14 protein-coding genes are annotated in these 23,372 nt (G+C 67.0%); 7 read left to right on the forward strand and 7 right to left on the reverse strand.

Annotated features, from left to right (window positions below; genetic code table 11):
• Positions 1–2,615: 2,615 nt before the first annotated feature.
• The 7 genes from AC2IPW_RS09635 to AC2IPW_RS09665 form a co-directional block, all read right to left on the reverse strand.
• A complete protein-coding gene (locus AC2IPW_RS09635; RefSeq protein ID WP_486376766.1) occupies positions 2,616–4,412 on the reverse strand; it encodes an ABC transporter ATP-binding protein in 1,797 nt (598 codons plus the stop codon).
• Positions 4,409–4,897: a lasso peptide biosynthesis B2 protein gene (locus AC2IPW_RS09640; RefSeq protein ID WP_486376767.1), complete on the reverse strand. Its 489-nt coding sequence runs from the start codon at positions 4,895–4,897 to the stop codon at positions 4,409–4,411. The genes AC2IPW_RS09635 and AC2IPW_RS09640 overlap by 4 nt, the downstream gene beginning before the upstream one ends.
• Positions 4,884–5,120: a lasso peptide biosynthesis PqqD family chaperone gene (locus AC2IPW_RS09645; protein ID WP_072636249.1), complete on the reverse strand. Its 237-nt coding sequence runs from the start codon at positions 5,118–5,120 to the stop codon at positions 4,884–4,886. Before AC2IPW_RS09645 ends, AC2IPW_RS09640 begins: the two co-directional genes overlap by 14 nt.
• Positions 5,121–5,140: 20 nt before the next feature.
• Entirely contained in the window at positions 5,141–7,012 is a 1,872-nt protein-coding gene (locus AC2IPW_RS09650) for an asparagine synthase-related protein (RefSeq protein WP_486376768.1), read from the reverse strand.
• A gap of 16 nt (positions 7,013–7,028) precedes the next feature.
• Positions 7,029–7,139, reverse strand: coding sequence for a lariatin family lasso peptide (locus tag AC2IPW_RS09655; protein WP_103079657.1), 111 nt, complete (start codon positions 7,137–7,139; stop codon positions 7,029–7,031).
• 1,123 nt (positions 7,140–8,262) lie between these two features.
• A complete protein-coding gene (locus AC2IPW_RS09660) occupies positions 8,263–8,790 on the reverse strand; it encodes a hypothetical protein (RefSeq protein ID WP_152442234.1) in 528 nt (175 codons plus the stop codon).
• 823 nt (positions 8,791–9,613) lie between these two features.
• Positions 9,614–11,089, reverse strand: a complete 1,476-nt coding sequence (locus AC2IPW_RS09665) for an LGFP repeat-containing protein (protein ID WP_486376769.1) — start codon at positions 11,087–11,089, stop codon at positions 9,614–9,616.
• Positions 11,090–12,076: 987 nt separating this feature from the next.
• On the opposite strand from AC2IPW_RS09665, the gene AC2IPW_RS09670 reads away from it, so the two are divergent.
• From AC2IPW_RS09670 to AC2IPW_RS09700, 7 genes are all read left to right on the forward strand, one after another.
• A complete protein-coding gene (locus AC2IPW_RS09670; RefSeq protein WP_416063332.1) occupies positions 12,077–12,715 on the forward strand; it encodes a ScbR family autoregulator-binding transcription factor in 639 nt (212 codons plus the stop codon).
• A 202-nt stretch (positions 12,716–12,917) separates the two neighbouring features.
• Positions 12,918–13,808 carry an SRPBCC family protein gene (locus AC2IPW_RS09675; protein WP_416063333.1) on the forward strand — a complete coding sequence of 297 codons (891 nt, stop codon included), beginning with the start codon at positions 12,918–12,920 and terminating at the stop codon, positions 13,806–13,808.
• Between the two features lie 169 nt (positions 13,809–13,977).
• On the forward strand, positions 13,978–15,060 hold the full coding sequence (locus tag AC2IPW_RS09680; protein WP_289377746.1) for a lipase family protein: 1,083 nt from the start codon (positions 13,978–13,980) through the stop codon (positions 15,058–15,060).
• Positions 15,061–15,138: 78 nt separating this feature from the next.
• Positions 15,139–16,281, forward strand: a complete 1,143-nt coding sequence (locus AC2IPW_RS09685) for a lipase family protein (RefSeq protein WP_486376770.1) — start codon at positions 15,139–15,141, stop codon at positions 16,279–16,281.
• Positions 16,282–16,362: 81 nt separating this feature from the next.
• Complete coding sequence (gene ettA, locus AC2IPW_RS09690; RefSeq protein ID WP_486376771.1) at positions 16,363–18,036, forward strand: energy-dependent translational throttle protein EttA; 1,674 nt, start codon at positions 16,363–16,365, stop codon at positions 18,034–18,036.
• Complete coding sequence (locus AC2IPW_RS09695; RefSeq protein ID WP_003937118.1) at positions 18,029–18,439, forward strand: acyl-CoA thioesterase; 411 nt, start codon at positions 18,029–18,031, stop codon at positions 18,437–18,439. The genes ettA and AC2IPW_RS09695 overlap by 8 nt, the downstream gene beginning before the upstream one ends.
• Positions 18,440–18,547: 108 nt before the next feature.
• Positions 18,548–23,365, forward strand: a complete 4,818-nt coding sequence (locus AC2IPW_RS09700; protein WP_486376772.1) for an NAD-glutamate dehydrogenase — start codon at positions 18,548–18,550, stop codon at positions 23,363–23,365.
• The last annotated feature ends 7 nt before the right edge of the window (positions 23,366–23,372 follow it).

A 23,372-nucleotide genomic window follows, 5' to 3' on the forward strand; every position in this document is an offset into this window, starting at 1 on the left:
GACGGCCAACCAGGACGGTTCGCGACCGGATTCTCCAGGACGCGATCGGATGCTGAGGAGGTGCCGGTGTGCTGTATGCGGATCGTCAAACAGGACTGCTCCAAGAGCTGATTGACTGGAGTGCGTGACCGACAGCGAAGGAACGGCGTCAGCAATGCGAACGACTGTGATTCTCGGTGTGGTGGGCTTGGCGTGCGGGGTGGCCGCCGCCGGAATCCACCTGTGGTGGTGGTCCTCCCAACCCAAGATCGACATCGTCTACGACGGTGCGTACGAGCCTTTGCCGGATGTGCCGATGTCTTCGAGGTACACCTCGTGGCCTCTAGAGACACCCGAGACGGGGCTGTGGCTGTATGTCGCCCTCGTTGTTGTTCCCACGGTGCTTGGAGTGCTCGCCGGCCTCCTCGCTGGGTGGTCCGGGTGGGGGTTGGCTCGCCGCAAGTGTTGAATCGCAGGAGATCGTTCAACCACCGACAATCAGCACGGTGAGTAACGGTTCTTCATCACTCTGCGGTGAATTAATACTACACAGCACAGAGATTTCCGATTGAGTACACGGCTAAACGATTATTTGGGGCATTCACATTCCTCTCCTCCGAAACCGACGGAAGCAGCTCCAATTTCTTTCAGTCGCGCAATGGAAGCCGCCGCAAATTGCTCAGGACTCCTGATATCAATTATGTCGCCCGGCAGAAAAAACCCACCAGAATCCATTTGACTTCGAGAAGGAAGAGGCCAGCGCACCAAATAGCATCGACCATTGCGTTTCCGCTTCAGGACCAATTCAACTTGACCCCCACTGGACAATCTCATCGAGACGGGTTGGATGTCGGCACTGATGGCACTTATTCGCGATACTCCCCCTCTGAGTCCGTCAAAGGCGCGCCGAAAGACGGAATCTCCATCCGGCGGAGAAACGATCATGTCGTGCCAGTATCGCCCTCTGCTGTCGAGGTAAGGGAGATAGAAGGGAACATCCAACGAGCGGTACACTGTCGATAGCCCCCCACAACCGTCCAAAATTTGCAGTATTGAAAACTTCGGCTCCCCGTACGAGAATTTCCACCAGTCGAAGTTCGACGGAGCGTATACTCCCCACCCGGAGCGCGAAAGGAAGTAACACACCTGAACCACGCTGTCCGCACCTTCATTGGGATGATATACATATATCGGCGGGTGAAGGTCGGAAATTATTTTGCGTGCGATAGCGATCGCATTCATCGGCCCAATCTTACCGCCCAAGAAACTAACGAGCAGTAGACGGTTTCCTCTCTCGGGATCAAATCCACCATCATCATCAACGGTTTCCCACCGAGCGGACAATGTAAGAAGCTTACCACCAGATTCCACCCGCCGGATGTCGATTGGGCGTTTTATATTCTCGATCTCCGCCAGAGAAATTGGACTCGTGCGATTACGCCAGATTTCATGCATTAAAATCATCTCCACGCACGTGGGGGTGCGTCTGCATGCGTGCCGCACCCCCACGTGTCATACGAACGGATTCGAATTGCAGTCCAAGCCACGCCCCATCAGTCGGCGAGCCCCTCGTCGTACGCGATGTCGAGCAACGCCGCCGTGACCCATTCAGCACAACGGAGTCCTGCGTCGTCTTCCTGGCCATTGTCATTGTAGTCGCAGTAGACCGTCTGAAGGCCGAGGGGAGTTCCGGCTGGCATCCCACCTTGTGGGTCGTAGTCCGCTCCGCCGGTAGTCGATACCCCCACGACATGGAGTTGCTCAGCTCGGTCGCAGCTCGCATCGGGGGCGTCGTATGCGCATCCCTCCCCGAATGCTGACCATGCATGGTAGTTCCATCCGCTTCCTCCCCACGGACTGGAGACTTGGTTGACGTTGGATGAATTCACACCGCCTTTACGGCGAGTACGGCTTCCTCCTGGTGCCATCCAACTTGCGGACGACCGATCCAATGACGGTTCTGCACTTTGTCGAGTCCGAAACCTTTTCCATCGTTCAGCTCGTCCTGAGAACCGGCCGGAACGCAGTACCACCCGCGGCGGATAGGAATTGGTTGACTTCCTGTCCTACTGTTAACGATCGTATCGAGCACCTCATCGCTGGCATAGTTGGGGAATACCGGGTTTTGTGGGGTTCCTGTACAACTCGCCTGATCCGCTAACGCGTACCCTGGACTTACGATGAATCCGAACGGAATTAGTAGAAGCCCAGCCGCGGCGACCAAAATTTTTCTCATTATTGATCGAGTCCTCTCAGTACCACAGAGTCTTGTAGTCAAATGTTCCGTCCGGATTAATCCTCGATATCACGGATCCTCGCGCCAGCTGTGGCCGGCGCGGGCCAGGTCGAATGCGGTGCGGTGCAGCTGCTCGTCGACGCTCATCGCATGCTCTCCTGTCGGTGTACCCGCCCCTGGCGGGACGGCCTCGGCCGGGCGGTGTCGTCGGGGTCGCCCTACTGCATCATGCGCAAGCGCACAAGCGGGTCGGAACATGCCGGGCGACGGCCGGGGCAGCGAGCGCCCCGGCCGAAGCGAGCACGAGGATCGACGACAGTGCGGCAACCCCACTACAGGAAGGGGGCGGGTCCGATCTCGGCGATGGTGCCACGGACTTTTTCTGCCCTCGCTGCCCCGCTTACCGGTGCATTTCGGTGGTGCCGTCGATCTCAGCCAGTGGTCGGGGGTCTGGTAGGTGAGGTTGCGACCCACCGAGGCCGCTTTCGACCAGGGATCGGTAATGCGGGGAGGTGCTCATCAGATCGGTGTGTTGTCCGCAGGCGGCGATTTTTCCGTCCGCGAGGACGATGATCATGTCGGCGCTGCGTACGGTGGCAAGCCGGTGGGCGACGATGATCACGCTGGTGTGCTCCCGGAGCTCGTCCAGCGCCTCGAGGAGCAGCTTTTCGTTTCGGATGTCGAGGTTGGATGTCGGTTCGTCGAGGAGTGCGAGGGGACGGCCGGACAGGATAGCCCGAGCCAGGGCCAGTCGTTGGCGTTCTCCGCCGGACAAGGTGCTGCCGCGGTCGCCGACCGGAGCGTCGAGCCCGCCGGGAAGTCGGGAGACGAGCAGAGACAGGTTCGTTGCTTCGAGTGCTGACCACAGTTCGTCGTCGGTGGCGTCCGGGCGAGCGAGAAGCAGGTTGTCTTTGATGGTGCCGTGCAGGACGGGAGCGTCCTGTTCGACGATCGTCAGCGCCGATCGGACGTCCGCGGGGCTCAGCGCGGAATACTCGCATCCGTTGAGGCGGATCGATCCGGTTGCCGGCGGGTAGAACTTGCCGATCAGGGAGAGGATGGTGGTCTTCCCGGCGCCGGAAGCACCGACGATGGCCAAGGTGGTGCGGTGGTCGAGGGTGAAGGACACCTCCTCGAGGATTCGGCGATCGCGGTAGGCGAAGGAGACGTGGTCGAATTCGAGAACAGGGGTAAGCGGCCGCGGTGGCGGTGGTGCAGCAGCGGATGCGGCGGGCGGCACGGGTTGGTCTTCGGTGGCGAGCGAGAGCGTCGTATGGACGCGATCGAACGAGCCTAGGGCGATCCGCAGCGAGATCACTCCCTGGAACACGTTCGACAGGGGAAACAGCGCGTACATGGTGAACAGGAACAGGGTCACCAAGGTGCCCAGTTCGAGGGATCCGTTGGCCACGCGGATGCTGCCGATCAGCAGGATCAGCAGGAACGATCCCGATGTGGACAGGCGGATGACGGGGGTGGCCAGCGCGGTCAGCGCCGCCGACCGGATACCGGCGTCGTACGCGGTGTGGGCGGCGACGACGATGGCCGCTTCTTCCCGGCGTTCGGCGCCGAAGATGCGGATCGTGCGGATTGCCGAGATGCAGCGTTCGAGGTTGGCGGCCAGCGACCCCACGGCGGACTGTTTGTCGGCGGCGGCCTGCTGGATTCGGGACAACGCCAGGCTGGCCCCACCGAAGGCGATCGTGGTGATCACGAGTGCGACCGTGAACAGCAGAGGGTCGAGATAGCACATCACTGCTGCCGCGACACCGACAGCCAACCCGCCGGTGGCGACCTCGATCAGGTTCTTCGGCACCTGGCTCAGCAACGCCAGGTCGGTGGTGACCTGAGAGAGCAGGTCGCCGACGCGGGTGGCGTGGACGTGTTCGATCCGCAACGCCAGCACCTGGCGGGCAAAGCGCTCCCGAAGCGCGAGCACGAGCTGTTCCCCGACGCGTTCGAGCAGGTAACGTCCCGCGGACTCGGTGGCGCTTTGCAGGAGAAAGACCGTGACGAGCAGCAGGGAGGGAGCGAGGATCGGGGAGGACGTGGAGATGCTGTCGACGATGTGTCCCGCCAGCAGGGGTTGTGCCAGCCCGAGCACCGTCGCTAACAGCGTGACCGCCGTGGCCACGACCATGCGTCCGCGCCATCGGCCGAGGTAGGACAGTAGTTGGGTGTAGCGGGTGAGCGTCACGAGGACTCCTGGCCGAGATCGCTGGGTGGGGTGGCCGGGGGTGGCACGGTCATGAGGGTGCGATACGAGCTGGGCTGGCCCAGCTCGGCGACCAGACGTCCCTCGGTTTCGAGCCAGGCATGGGCACGGAAGGGTGGCGCGGCGGGGATGCCTGTGCACCAGATCGGCCACGAGCCGTCCGTCCGCAGCAACAGGCACGCAGCGATCGAGCGGGGAAGGCAACCGAACCGGCCCGCACAGGTGGGGTCGTGCTGTACCACTGCCAGGACGGCGCGTTCGGCTTCGTCGTAGCGCGCCGGTCGCGCTCGTCGCGCCAGGAAGGTCAGGACCCGGTGCAGTGTCCAGGGGGTCAGTCGCGCCAGCTGCTTGGCGACGAGCACACTGGCGCCGACCTTGACCTTGGACCGCCACGGGAGTTCGAGCCCGGTGTCGGTGGGGTGCAGGGCCACGTCGGACAGGACGGGGCGGTCCTTATCGAAGGTCATCGTCGATCAGTCCGCTCTGGGCCAGCTGCTGCAGATAGGAAAGCAGGTCCGTGCGAAGGTCGTCCAGCGGCACGTCGTAGCGATCGTGTAGCGCGCGGACGGCACGGTCGGGATCGTTCGTGTCGAGCAGCGCAGTGATCATGTCGGCGCCGATCTCGTTGACTTGGAAGTAGGAGCCGTTCTTCTGGTCGAGCAGGACGGCTCCGTAGTCGGTGCGGGTCATCGATACCGAGTTCCGAAGGTTCATCCGGTCTTGTGCCTCCGTTCCGATGAGCTGTGTCCTGGGCGGGTCGGGGACGAGCTGCGGTTGTCGACGGATCGGAGCCAGGCCTCGCACGCGACGGTCATGGCGAGATCGTTGTTGTCGAACAGTGGCGTGTCGGGTTGCCGGAGCAGGGGATACAGGCGGTGAGGGTCGATGAGGCCGGCCTCGACCAGTTTCGAATCCGCGAAATACGTGCGGATCGCCGAGGCGTTGCGCAGAAGCGCTTGGGCCTTGTCTGCGTTGTGTGCACCTTTCGTGGTGCGGCGCTGGAGGCTGTCCGGCAAGAACTCCTTGAAGGCCTCGAGCAGAAGTGGTTTGTATCGGTACGGATCCAGACGGTGATCGATTCGCACCGAGAGTGCAGCGTTGATGACGCGCTCGTCGAGGAAGGGCGCGACGACGCCGATGCCGCCACGGAAGTGCGCGATGTCAGCGACACCGCGCACCACCCGAGAAATCTCGTAGATCGCGCCGAGTTCCTGGTGTCGGCCGGGGGAAGGAGCGAGAGGGTGCAGCTCGCTCATCACGCGGATGCGCGCTGCGATCGCGTCGGTGACCTCGGCGCTCAGCCAGTGTGGAACGACAGCTTGCCCACCCCAGGACAGCATCGCCGCATGGGGATCCCTCGGGGCCGACGACAGATAGGTCCGGTTCAGCCAGCTCCGGTAGGAGCCGGGCGCAATCAGCTGGCGCGCCAGGTCGGACCCGCGCCAGCGATACATCGACCGGTATGCGCGAAGGCGTCTGAGGGCTGTGAGGGGGTGTGTGACGAGCAGGTCACGACTGAGGGCAGGGTGGGCCAGGAAGAGCTGGTCCCCGCCGTATCCGGTGAAGTGCACTTCCGTCCCGACAGCGCGTGCCAGGTCGGTGACGGCATTGAGCCGACTGTGGCTGCCGATCGCGATGCTCGGCTCGTCGAGCGGATAGCGGGAGGCGTCGTCGAGTTCGTCGTATTCCCAAGGCAGTTGGTCCGGCTGGAGGAAAGTGTGACTGTCGAGCGGCAACCTGGTGGTCAGCTCCCGGGCCCACTGCGCATCGGAGTTGAATTCGTCTCTGCTGACCGCGGTGATCCCGTGCAGCTCGAAGGGCAGCTCCTCGCGATGCTTGTGGATCTGGAGTGTGGCGGTGAGGGTCGAGGAATCGAGTCCGCCGGAGATCTCGCAGGTTGCCCGTGATCTTCCGGAGAGGTGGTCACCGACAGTCTCGAGAGTCGCCGAGGTGACGAGTTCGGCGCCGGCCGCGAGGTCTTGGTCGGGGAAGGGCGGGGTCCACCATCGGTGCAGGCGTGCCGGATCCGGTCCGCCGAGCTGGAGGAAACTGTGAGGAGGGACGGCTGTGATGTTCTCCCAGCAACACAGTTCCGCGAGGGGATGCTGCAGCGGCTCGAGCAGGCGCATCGCCAACGAGATCCGATCGACCGGAAACTCGCCGATGCTCGCAAGCAGGCGGGCTCGGCTGGAAACCATCGTCGCGCCCGCCACATCTGCATAGAAGACCCGGTGCAGCCCGGACGCAGATCCCTGTACCCGGATCCGGCCGTTGATGGAGGCAACAAGCCAGTACGGCCCGGCGAGTTGGCCGAGGTGTGCATCGAGGTGTAACAACGACGGCGCCGTGGCCAAGACATCGGTCAAGACACGCTCCGGGACCGGCGCTGGGCCTATCACGACGAGGGTGTTGCCGCGCATCATCCCTGCACTGAGCCGCAGGTGGCTCGCCTGCACGTAAAGGCGAACGGGGTCGTTGCCGGCCGACAAGTCGAACATTCGTGCCTGAGCGAGGTGCTCACGGACCACGGCCGGCTGATGGTCGCCTCGGATGAGCACGAACGAGTCGACGTCGCTGTCCATGAGCACCTCGCGTGAGTCAGTTGAACTTACCTACCCACTCGACCCACCAGATCCCTCCCCCAGAGGTGATCTGGGAAAAGGCCCCGCGGCTGAGCAGCGTGGGAGCTGTGTACTCCTTCTTGTTCATGGTTCCCTCCCTTCCGAAATCGACATGTCGAGGGCGGACGTCCATGAAAACCGGTCGACTGGAATGCTATTAAGGCGGAAGAGGACTACAGCGCGAATGACATACTGTGAAACTGAAATGTTATGTGGTATATGGGCTTTTCACATCGGACAGGGGTCCCGCTCGGCAGGGCGCTGCGGTGCAGCGCTCCCCGGAGCCGGGGGCCAGAGCCACCTCGCAGCACGTCGGATCGACGACGTTCCTGCAGGTGGGCAATGCGGCCACTCCACCGGATACCACCTCGAGGCGGATCCGGTCGGCGTCGGCGACGGTCGCGGCGACGCCGTACACGAAGGGTTCTCCTGTTTGGTCGTGTACGAAGGCTGCATCGGGGCGTCGAGACAGGTCGGCGATCGGGGCGGGTGCCGGGCGGGAGCGGGATGTGCTGTTTGGGGATCGTCAAACAGCACACCCCGAGCGAAGGTCAGTTGCAGCGCAAGAGGTGTGCCATCGTCGCGAGCAGGTGGCACTTCAATGTCCAACCCCGGCCACCGCGTCTGCTGCCAGTGCAGTCGACGAGGTACCGGGATGAGGGGTGGGGTACCCGAAGCGGCGAGCACCTACGGCCGGATGCGCGAATCGGTCAACGAAGGGCGTGCTCGCAGCCACCCCGGCGCGCACGACAGGTCGAGAGTGCGCTCCGAACTCCTTCGTGATGCTGTTCCAGTCCTTGAGCCTCACCCCCACATTCTCCTGTTTCGCCGTACCTATTCGGAATACTGCGCCAAGCCGCGCCTCTCACGTTCGCATTGCTTCCGGAGTTGCGCTCGATGATCAAAATCGCCTGGCGAAATTTTTAAGAAGTAGCGGCGAAGGAAGAATTTGAGGGGCGCGGACCAATGCTTCCCCGGATTCTTGTACTGCATTGGACAATGGACGTGCGCGAAGATTCTCGTCTTGTCGTTCTGAATTTTTCTCCTTCCAGCGTGAGGACCCGCGTGAAGGCCGTAGTTGTGAATATATGGATTGTCTTCTGACACCACTGCCGCATTAGCCGCAAGGTGATGGTTTGCAGCTCGTTGGAGTGACGTTGCTGTATGACTCGACTTGGCTCCTGCCCAAGTAATACGGGCCAATCCTGGCACTACCGGAGGCTGGGATGAATGCAGGGGATATGGCGTCCATCGTTCATGATGGCTATCATTGCGAGTTTTTCGCGCCAACGCGCTCGCAGCACCGCAAGGATGAACCCGTCGTCAGCGACATCCGCCTCGTATTCGTCGATGGAGCTTTGCGTCACGCCGCTGCGCACATCGGCTGCGAGGAATCCTGCGAGAACCGTCCACGCGACCTCGGGCGGGCGACCGTCCGCAGAAGGCGATCCAGCTTGTTTGACGCTCAAGCGCTGGATGAAGGAAGGGCGGAAGGTCCGCGCCGGAGCCTGCAACGGCAGCATGACCGTTGTCACGAGCGGAGGAGTGCACCAGCGCCCGTCGACGTGGTTCACCAATGCAACCGACCGTGACTCGGAGTTTCGAACTCCCACAGCAGCAATGGTGTCTCGGACCACGAGCAGGTACGGTTCCCAGCTCACCTCGACGTCGTCCGTACGGTTGCGGACCACTGCAAGAGCACTCGCAACGGCCGGATGGTCTTCCCAACTGTCGCTCACACGATTCACCTTAGAACGCTGTTGCCCGGGGCGATATCGAGGTCAAGCAGGAAACGAGTTCGCGGCCAGGAGACATCGAGACTGCGCATGTCCATCAAGTCGTGCTGCCGCGGCGTGGCGGAACCGAGCCGGCTCAGGTGCGAAGAGCTTGACCGGTACTGGCTCGCCGGACGACCGCATGTGTCATGCTCGGTTATGGCCTGGTCGCAGCGGTACCTCCCGCCGGATACCGCCGAGATTGGAGCTCTCGCCCACGGACCTCGCATCCTGGCCAGAGCACCGGGGATCCTTGTTGGGCTTCGCTCGATTGTCGCGTATTCGTCAGGACTGGACCTTGCCGTTGTGGCGGTCGCTGCCGGTCCTCAAGCCGACGCAATGAGGAGCCAGTTTACGGCCCCGGCAGAGATCGATGCCGAAACCGGACAGCCGTACCGCGGCGAACTCCGTCGGGAAATGATGCAATTGCGCGCTCTGGAGGATTCGCGCCTACAGCCGGTCTTGTATCGCAGTACCGAGGGATTCCACCAGAAACCGAATAGTTACCGGCGCGAGTACTTGTACGAGATCAGTGATCTCCCTCATACGACAGAGCTACCGCTGGTTGCTGCGTGGCCTGCAATTGGGCTGGATCCGGTAACAACTTATCTGGAGATTCCTACAGCGGAGGTACTTCAGGCCGCGATTATTTCCCTGCTTTAACTGGTGAACAAACGCAACCGGTGCACAAGAACTATCGACCATTCCGGGTTCACAGCCGGACGTGGGAATTGTCGCTGATACCACGTCCGGCTGCGTGTGCTTTCGTCCAGATCACGTGCGCTCGTCAACAGTAGATCTGGGCATCGCTGTTGACGACCTCCGAGTCCCAGTTTCCATGAAAACCTTGCGCCTCGAACTCCACATGGTACTGGTGGAGCGGTTTGCACGGCGCTGCTACTGCGTACTCGTCGTAGTAGTCGGGGGGCGTGTTGTCGACTGTCTGATTCACCTCTCGGTAGGTGGATCCGTCGTATTCCCACAGCGTAAGGGTCGCTATCCAGACGTCGGGGGGATACGAGCATCCAACCTCAGCGACGATGGTCACCCACAGCGGTCCACCGGGAACGATCGGTTCCGCCGCCCCGGACTTGTACGGGTTCATCTGGCACGAAATGCTGTCCGGAACTGCTTGCTGGCGGCGTGCATCGGGGGCGCTGGGGATCCCTTCCAGGAGATCGATACTCCAGTTCGGATTCCACTCGATCGCGCCTCCTTGGAAGTCTTGTCGCACCCCGCCGTTGAATGGGAATTCATCACCGGTCGGATAGCCGTAGCTACCGGACTCGTACCCTGTCGCCGACCAGGCTTCCAGGATCGGTCCGGTAACCGGATGCGCCCCATGACTCGGGTGCCAGTAGATGACGCCGCGTTCGAAGCGGTCCATCTGACCTTGCCCGTCGGGCAGGCCGATCTGGTCCTGGATGGGATAGCCGAGGAGAGTGCCCCCCGGCGCCAAGCCACCGACCGAGTTGTACTTGTCGCGGAGCGGTCCGTTGCGGATGGCGGAGCCGATGGCGTTCTGGAAGGCGACGTAGATTGCGCCGTCCTGGAATTCCTGGCGGCGGCCGCCATCAGGGAGAACAACCTCATCGGTGGTGGGGTACTTCAGCCAGCCGGCTTCGTAGCCGTGGACGCCCCACCGGTGGAGGAAGCTGTTGACCACCGGGTGTGCGCCGGAGGCGGCGGACCAGTAGATGGGGCCGTTGGCGAAGGTGACGCGTTCGCCGGTGCCGCCGGGGTTGAGGATGTTCCCGCTGGTGGGGTACGACAGGAAACTCGCCGGCCCACCGAGGCTGTTGTACTTGTCCCGGATCGCCCCGCACACCTCGAACCACGAGGGCCAGTAGACCTGGCAGCTCGAAGCGGTCAGGCTGCGGGAGGACCTCAGGCGTGCCTCGGCGATCTCGGCCTTGTCGGCGTCCTCCTTGGTGAACGGGGCCGGGACCTCTTCGCGGTCCGAGCGCATCTGCCCGGGCACCAGCGTGGATTTGGGGTTGTCGGTGGGGTGCCAGTCCGGGTCCGGTTCGGCGCTCTTGGACGAGCGGGCCGGATCGTCCGGCGGCACCGGCTGGTCGGCGGCCGGCGGGGCCGGCCCCAGCTCGGCCGGCAGCGGCGCCACCGTCTCCGCCGGCGGCGCCTGCGCCGGGGCCTGTGCGGGTGCAGGGCCCGCGTCGGTGCGGGAGGTGTCCGGGCGCGGTGTGTCAGGGACCTGCGCGGGCAACGCCTCGGTGGCCGGGGTGAGGGTGGTCCAGTCGGGCACGGCCGGTGGCGTGGTCTCGCACGGCGGGTCCGTCGCCGGCGTCGTGGTGGTCGTGGCCGCGGGTGTGGTGGTAGGGGCTGCGCACGGATCCGCGGCGGCCTCGGGTGCGGCGGCCGGTGCGCGGTCCGGGGTGCTTGCCGGGCCCGACTGCGTCGTGCTTGCCGGGGCCGACTGGGTCGGGGTGGTCGGGGCGGCGGGAGTGGTGGGTTGGGCCAGCACCGCGGTGGGGCCGGTGGCGACCAGCAGGGCGGTCGTGCCGGCGAGCACGCAGCGGGCGGCCCATCGGCGTCGGGGCGGGCGCAGGGCACGGCGACGGAGCGATTCCATTCGAGACCTACCGTCTTTCGCATGAACAAGGTCAGCGGTGGCGCCATCGCTGCCGGAAACCTAACGGGGTCTCCCACCAACCACACTCGTATCCGGTAACACTTCCATCACGGAAACCATCCGCCCGGTATTTTCATAAAAGGGCGGTCGATTCCGACATTTCGGCGCTCCCCCCCCCAAGGCTCGAATAGTCCCTGCCCGCTGGCCGCTCGGCGGGCCGGATCAGACGCCGAGCCGGGTGCTCACCTCGCCGACAGTGCTAGGTGGTGTGCTTGCGCGGCCGCCTTCCGCACTCGACGTCGAGCGCCCGCACACGTGCCCGGCGACGAACACCGCGGTCAGCACGGCGCCCGGGCGGCGTGTGACCGTCCTGCCGCGCCGGCCCAGCCGGCCTGGTGCGGTGACGGAAGCGTGCTCCAGAGCCGGTACCGGCGCGAGTCCCTGACCCCCGAGGACGCCGGTCGGCACCGACCTCGGCGCCGACGCTGTCCCGGTCCGTCCGCGCGGGGCGGACGGACCGGGCGCTCGGGGGTCTCGGCGGAGACGGCGGCGCAAGGTGCGTTTCCCCGCTGCCCGTAGGCTGTCCGGGCGGTCGGACGTGGGGGCCGCTACCGGGATCCGGAGGGAACGGCGCCGCGAGGCGGGCGGGAAGGAGGGGTGGTGGGGACCAAGCAGCACCGGGGCCGGGTCACCCGGTTCCACTTCGTCACCGTCGCGGCCGAGTTGTTCGCCGCCGCCGGGTATCACGGGGTCAGCACGGGCGAGATCGTCGCCGCGGCCGGCTCGAACAAGGGCGCGCTGTACTACCACTTCCGCTCCAAGGACGACCTCGTAGCGGCGATCATCGACGAACAGCACCACCGCTCGATCGCCCTCGTCCAACGGGTCACCGCCACCGACGCCCCACCGCTCGAGCAGATCGTCATGCTCAGCCACGCCCTCGGCGAGCAACTACAGGAGAGCGCGCTGGTGCGGGCCGGGCTACGCCTGTCCACCGAACTCGACCACGTCCCCGTCCACCCGTACCGGGACTGGATCGGCGCCTGCCGGGCGCTGCTCGACCGCGCCGCCGCTGACGGCGATCTTCACGCTGGTCTGGACCTGGATGCGGTGGCCCGGTTCGTGATCGGGGCGTTCACCGGTCTCCAACAGCTGTCCGGGTTGCTCACCGACCGCCGCGACCTGCCGCGGCGGATCGACGAGCTGTGGGCGCTGTTGCTGCCCACGCTCGTCGCCGACCCCGGCCGGCGTGACGCGGTGCGCCGCGCCCGCTGGGCACGCCCGATCCCCGTCGCCTGAACCAGTCCATCGGCGCAGTCCACGGCAACGATCGTCGAACAGCACAGCCGCGACGTAGGCAGCCTGGGCCCGTAGAGCGGTGACCTCGAGAAACCCTGACCGGCCGATCCCACGTTCCCGATGGCCGGCGGAGCGTAGCGTGCGAAACGTGTGATCCGGGGGCCGTAGTTCGGGGAGAGTCAGGACGGAAGGGATCGGACCGATGGCGAAGATGAGCCGCGCCACCACGATCGAGGCGCCCGTGGCGGAGGTGTTCGAGTTCGCGAAGGACGTCGGGAAGTTGTGGGTCTGCTTTCCCGACTGCGCGGTGAGGGACGTCGACCTCACCCCGGACGGGGTCGGGACGAGTGCCGAGTGGTTCGAGAAGCTGCTGGGCCTGCACCTGAAAGGGCGCGTGGAGTACACCGAGGTCGTCCCCGGCGAGCGCATCGTGGCCCGATCCAGCATGGGACCGGTCTGGACCTTCACGTTCGCGCCGCAGGACGGCGCGACGAGCCTGACCTTGGACTGCGAATGGACACTCGACGTGCCGGTCGTCGGGGTGCCCGTCGAGGAGTTGATGTTCAAGTTGAGCGGGGGTGACATCGAACGGATGCTCGCCACCGTGAAGGCACGGGTCGAGGGTGCCAGGACTCCGGCCGCGCCGCCGAGCGCGCGTGCGGCGCAGAGCATCACGATCGATGCCCCCGTCGAGAAGGTGTTCGGGTTCGCGCGCGACATCGGGAAGCTGTGGTCCACTCACCCGAACATGGCGGTCCGGGAGGTCCACTCGACCCCGGACGGTGTCGGGTCGAGCGCCCAGTGGTTCGGAGGACTCCTGGGCCTGCACTTCGAGGGTCACGTCGAGTACGTCGAGGTCGTCCCCGACGAACGCATCGTCGTCCGGTCGACGCCCGGGGCGGGCATCGAGTTCCTGTGGACGTTCACGTTCGCGCCCGCGGACGGCGGCACCGAGGTGAAGCTGGAAGGGACCTCGCACGTCGCCGTCCTCGTCGCCGACGTCCCCCTCGGGGATCATCTCCCGAAATGGACCGAGAGCAGCATGCAGCAGATGCTGGCCCACCTGAAGACCCGGATCGAGCGTGCGGGCTGACCCGAGCCGGACGCGCCGGGTGCCGAGTCACACCCTCACAGGGGCCGGCACGCCATCCCCGAGTGCGCGTCCTCGTCGCGAGGAGACCCGAGGAGATCGGGGGACGAGCCGACTCCGTCGCGAGAGCGGGGTACGCCGGGCACTGTGGGCGGTCTGCGCCTCGTCGGCCGTGTTGTTCCCGGCCGGGCTGTGCCCGCCCGTCGCGATCGCCGAACCGGCGCCCGGGGCGGTGATGTCGGTGGAACCGCTGCCACCCGAGCTGTCCGTGCCGGGCGCTGCGGTCGCCGAGCGGTTCACCTACCGCACCCAGTGGCGCTCCGGTGCCGCCGCCGTCGACACCGGGGTGCTGTTCCTGCCGCCGGGCCCGGCACCCGAGGGCGGCCGGCCGGTGGTGTCGTGGGCCCACGGCACCGTCGGTCTCGGCGACGACTGTGCCCCGTCGCGCAACCCCCGCGTCGACCGGGAGCAGCGGTATCTCGCGCACTGGCTGTCGCAGGGCTACGCCGTGGTGGCCGCCGACTACCCCGGACTCGGCACCGACGGCCTGCACACGTATCTCGACGGGCCCACGGCTGCGAACAGCGTGATCGACGTCGTGCGGGCGGCGCGCACAGTCGAGCCGTCCCTGTCGCCGCGCTGGGTCGTCGTCGGGCAGTCGCAGGGCGGGCACGCGGCACTGCACACCGCGCACCGGGCCACGTCGCGAGCACCGGAGCTCGACTTCCGCGGCGCCGTCGCCACCGGGGCGCCGTCCAACCTCGAACTACTGTTCCCGTTCGGCGTGCCCGGCTTCCCCGACCTCGGGCTGGACGGCCTCGTCCCGTTCAGTGCCTACATCATGGCCGGGCTGCGGGCGGCACGACCCGACCTCGGGGTCGACAGTTACCTCACGCCCGTCGGCCGCGAACTCGTCGACGCCGCCGAGCGCCTCTGCTACAGCGAGCTCGAGGACCGCGCCGCCGGTGTGGCCGTCGGGCAGCTGCTGTCCCGGCCGCTGGGTGACGACCGGATGCGGGCCGCGCTCACGGACTACCTCGGCGTCCCGGCCCGCGGTTACGACCGGCCCCTGTTCCTGGGCCAGGGCCTGGACGACCGGATGGTGCCCGCACCCTTGTCGGTCAAGCTCGTCGCCGACCTGTGGGCCGGCGGCGCCGACGTCGACTACCGCACCTATCCGGCCGACCACTTCGCCACCCTCTTCGAGGCCCTCCCCGACACCACGAGGTTCGTCGCCGCCCGATTCGTCCGGTAACGCCGGACGGTCGGGGACCGACGTGCGAGGTGGTGCCTGCCGACGACCGGCACGCGCGTCGGACGAGCGGAGGATTTCATGGGCCGGACCAGGCGGTGGCGGTGGGCGCTGTGTGCGGTCGGCGCGGTGCTGGCGGGCGGGCTCACCCCGTCCGTCGCCGGGGCCGAACCCGTGGCCGCCGACCCCGGCCCCGGAACGATCGTCTCGGCCGAGCCGTTGCCGCCCGAACTGTCGGTGCCCGGCGCTGCGGTCGCCCAGCGGCTCACGTACCGCACCGAGTGGCGCTCCGGCGCACCGGCCGTGGGCACCGGGGTGCTGTTCCTGCCTCCGGGTCCGGCCCCGGAGGGCGGCCGCCCGGTGATCTCCTACGCCCACGGCACCGTCGGCATCGGCGACGACTGCGCGCCGTCGCGGAATCCGCGTGCCGACGTCGAGCGCCCGTACCTCGAACACTGGCTCGCCCAGGGGTACGCCGTCGTCGCGGCCGACTACCCGGGACTGGGCACCGGCGGCATCCACACCTACCTCGACGGCCAGAGCGCCGCCAACAGCGTCGTCGACATCGTGCGGGCGGGCCGTGCCGCCGAGCCGTCGCTGTCGCCGCGGTGGGTCGTCGTCGGTCAGTCGCAGGGCGGGCACGCGGCGCTGCACACCGCACACCGGGCCTCATCGCGCGCACCGGAGCTCGACTTTCGCGGCACGGTCACCACCGGGGCGCCGTCCAACCTCGAGCGGCTGTTCCCCTTCGGCGGGCCCGGATTCGCCGACCCGGGTTTCGAAGGTCTGGTCGCGTTCAGCTCCTACATCTTCGCCGGACTCCGCGCCGCCCATCCCGACCTCGACGTGAACAGCTACCTGACCCCCACCGGGCGGGAGTTCGTCGATGCGGCCGAACGACTCTGCTACAACGAGCTCGACGCGCTCGCCGGCGACGTCCGGGTCGGCGACCTGGCGGCGCGGCCGCTGTCCGAGGGCCGTTTCCCCGCCGTGTTCGCCGACTACCTGGGCGTCCCGACCAGCGGGTACGACCGCCCGGTGTTCCTCGCCCAGGGCATCCACGACACGATGGTCCCCGCGCCGTTGTCGGCCGGGCTCGCCGCCGACCTGCGGGCGGCGGGTGCCGACCTCGACTACCGGGTGTACGTCGCCGGGCACAACACGACCATGACCCGTTCCCTGCCCGACACCACCCCGTTCGTGGCGCGGCTGTTCGCCCCGTAGCCGGCCCGCTTCCGGGTCTCACCGGACCGGGCCGGTCGTCCGGGATGTGGTGTCCGCGGGTCGGCCCGATACGCTGGACCTATGGCGGAGTTCATTTACACGATGAAGAAGGTGCGCAAGGCGCACGGTGACAAGGTCATTCTCGACGACGTCACCATGAGCTTCTACCCGGGTGCCAAGATCGGTGTGGTCGGACCGAACGGCGCGGGCAAATCGTCCATCCTCAAGATCATGGCCGGGCTGGACCAGCCCAGCAACGGGGAGGCCTTCCTCGATCCCGAAGCCTCCGTCGGCATCCTCCTGCAGGAACCGCCGCTCAACGAGGACAAGACCGTCCGCGGCAACGTGGAGGAGGGCCTCGGCGAGATCAAGGTCAAGCTCGACCGGTTCAACGAGATCGCCGAGCTGATGGCGACCGACTACTCCGACGAGCTCATGGAGGAGATGGGCAAGCTCCAGGAGGAACTCGACCACGCCAACGCCTGGGACATCGACTCGCAGCTCGAGCAGGCGATGGACGCCCTGCGCTGCCCGCCGCCGGACGAGCCGGTCACCCACCTGTCGGGCGGTGAGCGCCGCCGCGTCGCCCTGTGCAAGCTGCTGCTGAGCAAGCCCGACCTGTTGCTGCTCGACGAGCCCACCAACCACCTCGACGCCGAGTCGGTGCTGTGGCTCGAGCAGTTCCTCGCGAGCTACCCCGGTGCCGTCCTCGCCGTCACCCACGACCGGTACTTCCTCGACCACGTCGCGCAGTGGATCTGTGAGGTAGACCGCGGCAAGCTGCACCCGTACGAGGGCAACTACTCCACCTACCTGGAGAAGAAGGCCGAGCGCCTCGAGGTGCAGGGCAAAAAGGACCAGAAGCTGCAGAAGCGCCTGCGTGAGGAGCTCGAGTGGGTCCGGTCCGGCGCCAAGGCCCGCCAGACCAAGAACAAGGCCCGCCTGGCCCGCTACGAGGAGATGGCCGCCGAGGCCGAGAAGTTCCGCAAGCTCGACTTCGAGGAGATCCAGATCCCGACGCCGCCGCGCCTGGGCGACGTCGTGGTCGAGGTCGACCACCTCGACAAGGGGTTCGAAGGCCGCGTGCTGATCAAGGACCTGTCCTTCACGCTGCCGCGCAACGGCATCGTCGGCGTGATCGGCCCCAACGGCGTCGGCAAGACCACTCTGTTCAAGACCATCGTCGGCCTCGAGAAGCCGGACTCCGGCACCGTGAGGGTCGGCGAGACCGTCAAGCTGAGCTACGTCGACCAGTCCCGGGCGAACATCGACCCGAACAAGACGGTGTGGCAGGTCGTGTCCGACGGGCTCGACTACATCGAGGTCGGTCAGAACGAGATGCCCTCACGCGCGTACGTCAGCGCATTCGGCTTCAAGGGCCCGGATCAGCAGAAGAAGGCCGAGGTGCTCTCCGGTGGCGAGCGCAACCGCCTGAACCTGGCGCTGACCCTCAAGGAGGGCGGCAACCTGATCCTGCTCGACGAGCCGACCAACGACCTCGACGTCGAAACCCTGAGCTCGCTCGAGAACGCGCTGCAGAAGTTCCCCGGCTGTGCCGTCGTGATCTCCCACGACCGCTGGTTCCTCGACCGCACCTGCACCCACATCCTCGCGTGGGAAGGCAACGTCGAGGAGGGCAAGTGGTTCTGGTTCGAGGGCAACTTCGAGTCGTACGAGGCCAACAAGGTCGAGCGGCTCGGGGCGGACGCGGCGCGTCCGCACCGCGTCACCCACCGGAAGCTCACTCGTGACTGAGCGGAAGACCTTCACCTGCACGCTGGAGGTGCGCTGGGCCGACTCCGATCGCCTCGGGCACGTCAACAACACGAAGTTCGTGGAGTACATGCAGGAAGCCCGGATCAAGTTCCTGCAGAGCGGCCCGTTCGCGCGCGGCGCCGTGGTGGTGCGGAAGATGGACGTGGAGTTCCTGCGTCCGCTCAAGGACGATTCCGGTCCGATCACCGTCGCCATCTCGGTACTGCATGTGGGCAACAGCTCGTACACCCTGCGGCACGTGATCACCGACGTGCAGGGCAATCCGTGCGGCTCCGGGGACGCGGTGCTCGTCGGGTTCGACCCGCACACCGAGACCGCCCGGCCGCTGTCCGCCGACGAGCGGGCGGTTCTCGAGGAGTACGTCGCCGCGCCGGTCGCCTGACCACCCGGCGCGGGATTCCCCCCTCACACCCGGCGCCGCGGATAGGCTCGCACCAGAGCCTGTCCGCGGCGCTGCCGGTTTCCGGCAGCGAATGAGGGAGTGAGCACCATGGCCGAGTCCGCCCCACCCCACGGGGTTTCGTCGAACCGGCAGCTCGCGGCCTCCGCTCTCGAGGACAGCTACCGGCGTTACGCGGACACCGTCGACACCCCGGAGCGGGCTCTGGCCGCCCACCTGGACCTCGGCCGGGAGCGACGTGACGCCGCGGTCCTGACCCGCGTCTACCGGCCCGGCGACCGATGGGACATCGGCGCCGCCCTGCAGATCGTCACCGACGACATGCCGCTGCTCGTCGAATCCGTCATCGCGCTGCTGACCCGGCTCGGCGTCGCCATCCGCGAACTGGTCCATCCCGTGGTGTCCGTACGGCGCGACGCGGGCGGCGGCCTGCGCGAGATGGTGGCCGACACCACGCCCCCGTCCGGCTTCGTCACCGAGTCGTGGATACACGTCCAGCTGCATCCGGCCACCGCCGAGGCCACCCTCGATGCCGTGGGCACCGAGATTGGGGGTGTGCTCGCCGACGTCCGGCAGGTCGGTGCCGACACCGCCGAGATGCTCGCCCGGGAACGCGATCTCGCCACCGAACTCGACGCGCTCGCCGAGAACCCGCCGCCGCGGCACGCCGCGGAGGATCTTCGGGAGACGTCGGCGCTGCTGCGCTGGCTCGCGCGGGGCAACTACACCGTCCTCGGCTATCGGCGCTACGACGTCGTCGCCGACGCCTCGGGGACGCGCCGTGCCCGCGCCGTGCCGGGCAGCGGACTCGGGGTGCTGCGCTCCGACCTGGCCGCCGACGACGTGATCGACATGTCGGCAACGGTCGAGGCCGCCGACCGTCCGCTGCTGGTGCTCACCCAGGCGTCCCTGCCTGCCACGGTGCACCGCTCGGTGTACCCGTACTTCGTGGGCGTCGCCGTGCTCGACCCCGACGGCCGGGTCGTCGGCGAGCACCGGTTCCTCGGTGTGCTCGCCGTGACCGCGCTGCACGAGAACGTGCTCGACATCCCGGTGCTGGCCCGCCGGGTACGGGAGGTGGTGGCCCTCGCCGGCGTGGAACTGTCGTCGTTCACCGGCCAGGCCATGCTCGAGGTGCTGCAGGCACTACCCCGGGTGGAACTGTTCTCCGCCGACACCGAGACCCTCTACGAGACCGTCACCGCCGTGGTCGCGATGCGCCGGCAACTCCGGCTGTTCGTGCGGGTCGACCCCTACGGCCGCTTCGTCTCGTGCCTGATCTACCTGCCCCGCGACCGCTACAACACCCGCGTGCGGGTCGCGATGCAGCAGATCCTGCTGCGCGAGTACGGCGGCGGTGCCATCCACTACACCGCCCGGGTCACCGAGGGCGACCTGGCGCTGCTGCACGTGACGATCCGGACTCCACCGGGGCAGGCACTGCCGCGGATCGACACCTCCGAGGACAATCGGCTGCGCATCCAGGCCCTGCTCGCCGAGGCCAGCCGCAGCTGGGACGACCACCTCGCCGACCTGGCCGCCACCGACCACACCGTCGATCCCGTGCTCGTGCAGCGCTACGCGGAGGTGCTACCCGACGGCTACAAGGAGGACTTCGACGCGAGCCGGGCGCTGGCCGACATCGCCCGTCTCGAGGCGCTGCGGGACGGCAGCATCGACCTGCTCCTGTACCGGCAACCCGGCGCCGATCCGCGCCGATGGCGTTTCACGCTCTACATCGGCAGCGAGGGCATCACCCTCAGCCAGGTGCTGCCGGTGCTGCAGAGCCTCGGCGTCGAGGTGCTCGACGAGCGCCCGTACCAGATCATCCGCGCCGACCGGATGAGCTGCTGGATCTACGATTTCGGGCTGGTCCTGCCCGTCGACGTCGAACCCGACCCGGGCGTGACCACCCGTTTCACCGCGGCGTTCGCCGCCATGTGGCACGGACTGTCGGAACCGGACCGGTTCAACGAACTCGTCCTGCGGGCCGGAATGGGCTGGCGGCAGGCCATGATGCTGCGCGCCTACGCCAAGTACCTGCGGCAGGCCGGCTTCCCCTACAGCCAGTACCGCATCGAAGGAGTCCTGCTCGCGGACCCGGACACCACCGCGCTGTTCGCCGAACTGTTCGAGGCGATGTTCGACCCGGACGAGGCATCTGCCGACCGCGAGCAGGACGCCGCCGCCGAACTGGTCGGCCGGATCGACGCCGTCGTCGGTCTCGACGCCGACCGGATCCTGCGCGGCATCTTCGGCCTGATCCGGGCGACGTTGCGCACCAACTACTTCGTATCGAGCGACGACGGGGCCGTCCCGCTCTCGCGCCCCGACGCCGCACCCGCCCGGGCCCTGTCGTTCAAACTCGACCCGACCCGCATCGACGAGTTGCCCCAGCCGCGACCGAAGTTCGAGGTGTTCGTCTACGCCCCCGACGTCGAGGGTGTGCACATGCGTTTCGGCGCGGTCGCCCGCGGTGGCCTGCGCTGGTCGGACCGGCGGGAGGACTTCCGCACCGAGATCCTTGGTCTCGCGAAAGCGCAGGCCGTGAAGAACGCCGTCATCGTTCCCGTCGGCGCCAAGGGCGGCTTCGTCGTCAAACGCCCGGTCGCGCCGACCGGCGATGCGGCCGCCGACCGGCAGGCCGTGCGCGCGCAGGGGGAGGCCTGCTACCGGCGGTTCATCGCCGGTCTGCTCGACGTCACCGACAACCTCGACCGAGCGAGAGGCGTGGCCGTCCCGCCGCCGCGGGTCGTCCGCCGCGACGGCGACGACACGTACCTCGTGGTCGCCGCCGACAAGGGCACCGCGACCTTTTCCGACCTCGCCAACGAGGTCGCCCGCGAGTACGGGTTCTGGCTCGGCGACGCCTTCGCCTCCGGCGGATCCGCCGGCTACGACCACAAGGCCATGGGCATCACCGCCCGCGGAGCCTGGGAGAGCGTCAAGCGGCACTTCCGTGAACTGGGCGTCGACACCCAGAGCGAGGACTTCACCGTCGCCGGCATCGGCGACATGAGCGGCGACGTGTTCGGCAACGGAATGCTCCTGAGCACCCACATCCGGTTGGTGGCCGCGTTCGATCATCGGCACATCTTCCTCGACCCCGACCCGGAGCCCGCCGCCTCGTACGCCGAGCGGCGGCGCCTGTACGAGCTGCCCCGCTCGTCGTGGGCCGACTACGACACGGAGCTGATCAGCACCGGTGGCGGGGTGTGGGAGCGTTCCCTGAAATCCGTTTCCCTCAGCGCCGAGGTGCGGAGCGTGCTCGGACTCGACGACGACGTCACCGAGCTTTCACCCCCCGAACTGATCCGCGCGATCCTGCGGGCCCCGGTGGACCTGCTGTGGAACGGAGGCATCGGCACCTACGTCAAGGCCGCCCCCGAAACCGATGCCGATGTGGGCGACAAGAGCAACGACGCGGTCCGCGTCAACGGCGGCACCCTCCGTGCCCGGGTGGTGGGGGAGGGCGGCAACCTCGGCGTCACTCAGCGCGGCCGCATCGAATACGCCCGGGCCGGCGGCAAGATCAACACCGACGCGATCGACAACTCCGCCGGGGTCGACTGCTCCGACCACGAGGTCAACATCAAGATCCTGCTCGACTCGATGGTCACCGCCGGTGCCCTCGACGCCGCCGACCGCAACCCGCTGCTCGAATCCATGACCGACGAGGTCGGTCGAATCGTCCTCGAGGACAACATTTCCCAGAACAACCTGCTCGGCTACTCCCGCACCGGCGCCCCCACCATGCTCGCGGTGCACCAGCGGCTGATCGCCGACCTCGTCGCCGAACGCGGAATCGACCGGTCCCTCGAGGCGCTGCCCGGCGACGCCGAGATCGAGCGGCGTCGCCTCGAAGGAGAGGGACTGACCTCGCCCGAGCTGTCCACCCTGCTCGCCCACGTCAAACTCGCCCTCGCCGACGACCTGCTCGACACCGACCTGCCCGACAGCGAGACCTTCGCCGGACGGCTACCCGGCTACTTCCCGCGGCAACTGCGCGAACCCTTCCGCGCCGGCATCCGCTCCCACCCACTGCGCCGGCAGATCGTCGCGACGATCCTCGCCAACGAAACCGTCGACAACGGCGGGATCAGCTACGTCTACCGGCTCTCCGAGGAGGCCGGAGCATCGAGCACCGACGCCATCCGCGCCTACGCCGCCGTCACCGAGATCTTCGATCTGCCCGGCGTGTGGGCCCGCATCCGCTCTGCCGACACGACCACGGCCGTCGCCGACGACCTGCTGCTCGAATCGCACCGCGTCCTCGACCGGGCGTCGCGGTGGCTGCTGTCGAACCGGCCGCAACCTCTGGCCGTCGGCGCCGAGATCAGCCGGTATCGGGCCATGTTCGCGCGGCTCGCCCCCAGGGTGGGGGAGTGGATGCAGGGGCACCACGTGCAGGACCTGAAGGAACGCGCCGAGCCGCTGCTCGCGCGCGGCGCCCCCGAGGAGCTGACGTGGGACGTGTTCCGTCTCCTCGACCAGTTCCCGCTGCTGGACGTGATCGACATCGCCGACATCGCCGAACGGGACGAGGCCGAGGTCGCCGAGCTGTACTACGCGATGGACGCCCACATGGGAATCGACTGGCTCCTCTCGGCGGTGACGGCCCTCGAACGCGGCGACCGCTGGCACTCGCTGGCGCGGCTCGCCCTGCGCGACGAGCTGTACGGGTCGCTGCGCACGCTCACCCTCGACGTGCTCGCCACGTCCGAACCCGGCGAGAGCACCCGCGAGATGATCGAGGACTGGGAGCTGACCAACGGTTCGCGGCTCGGCCGCGCGAGGTCGGCGCTCGAGGAGATCTTCCTGTCTGGAAACCTGGACCTCGCGACGCTGTCCGTGGCGGCGCGTCAGGTCAGGAGCATGGTGCGCGCCGGCGCACCCGACAGGAGGTAGACCGTTG

It is taken from the genome of Rhodococcus sp. NS-SX18 (assembly GCF_057367935.1).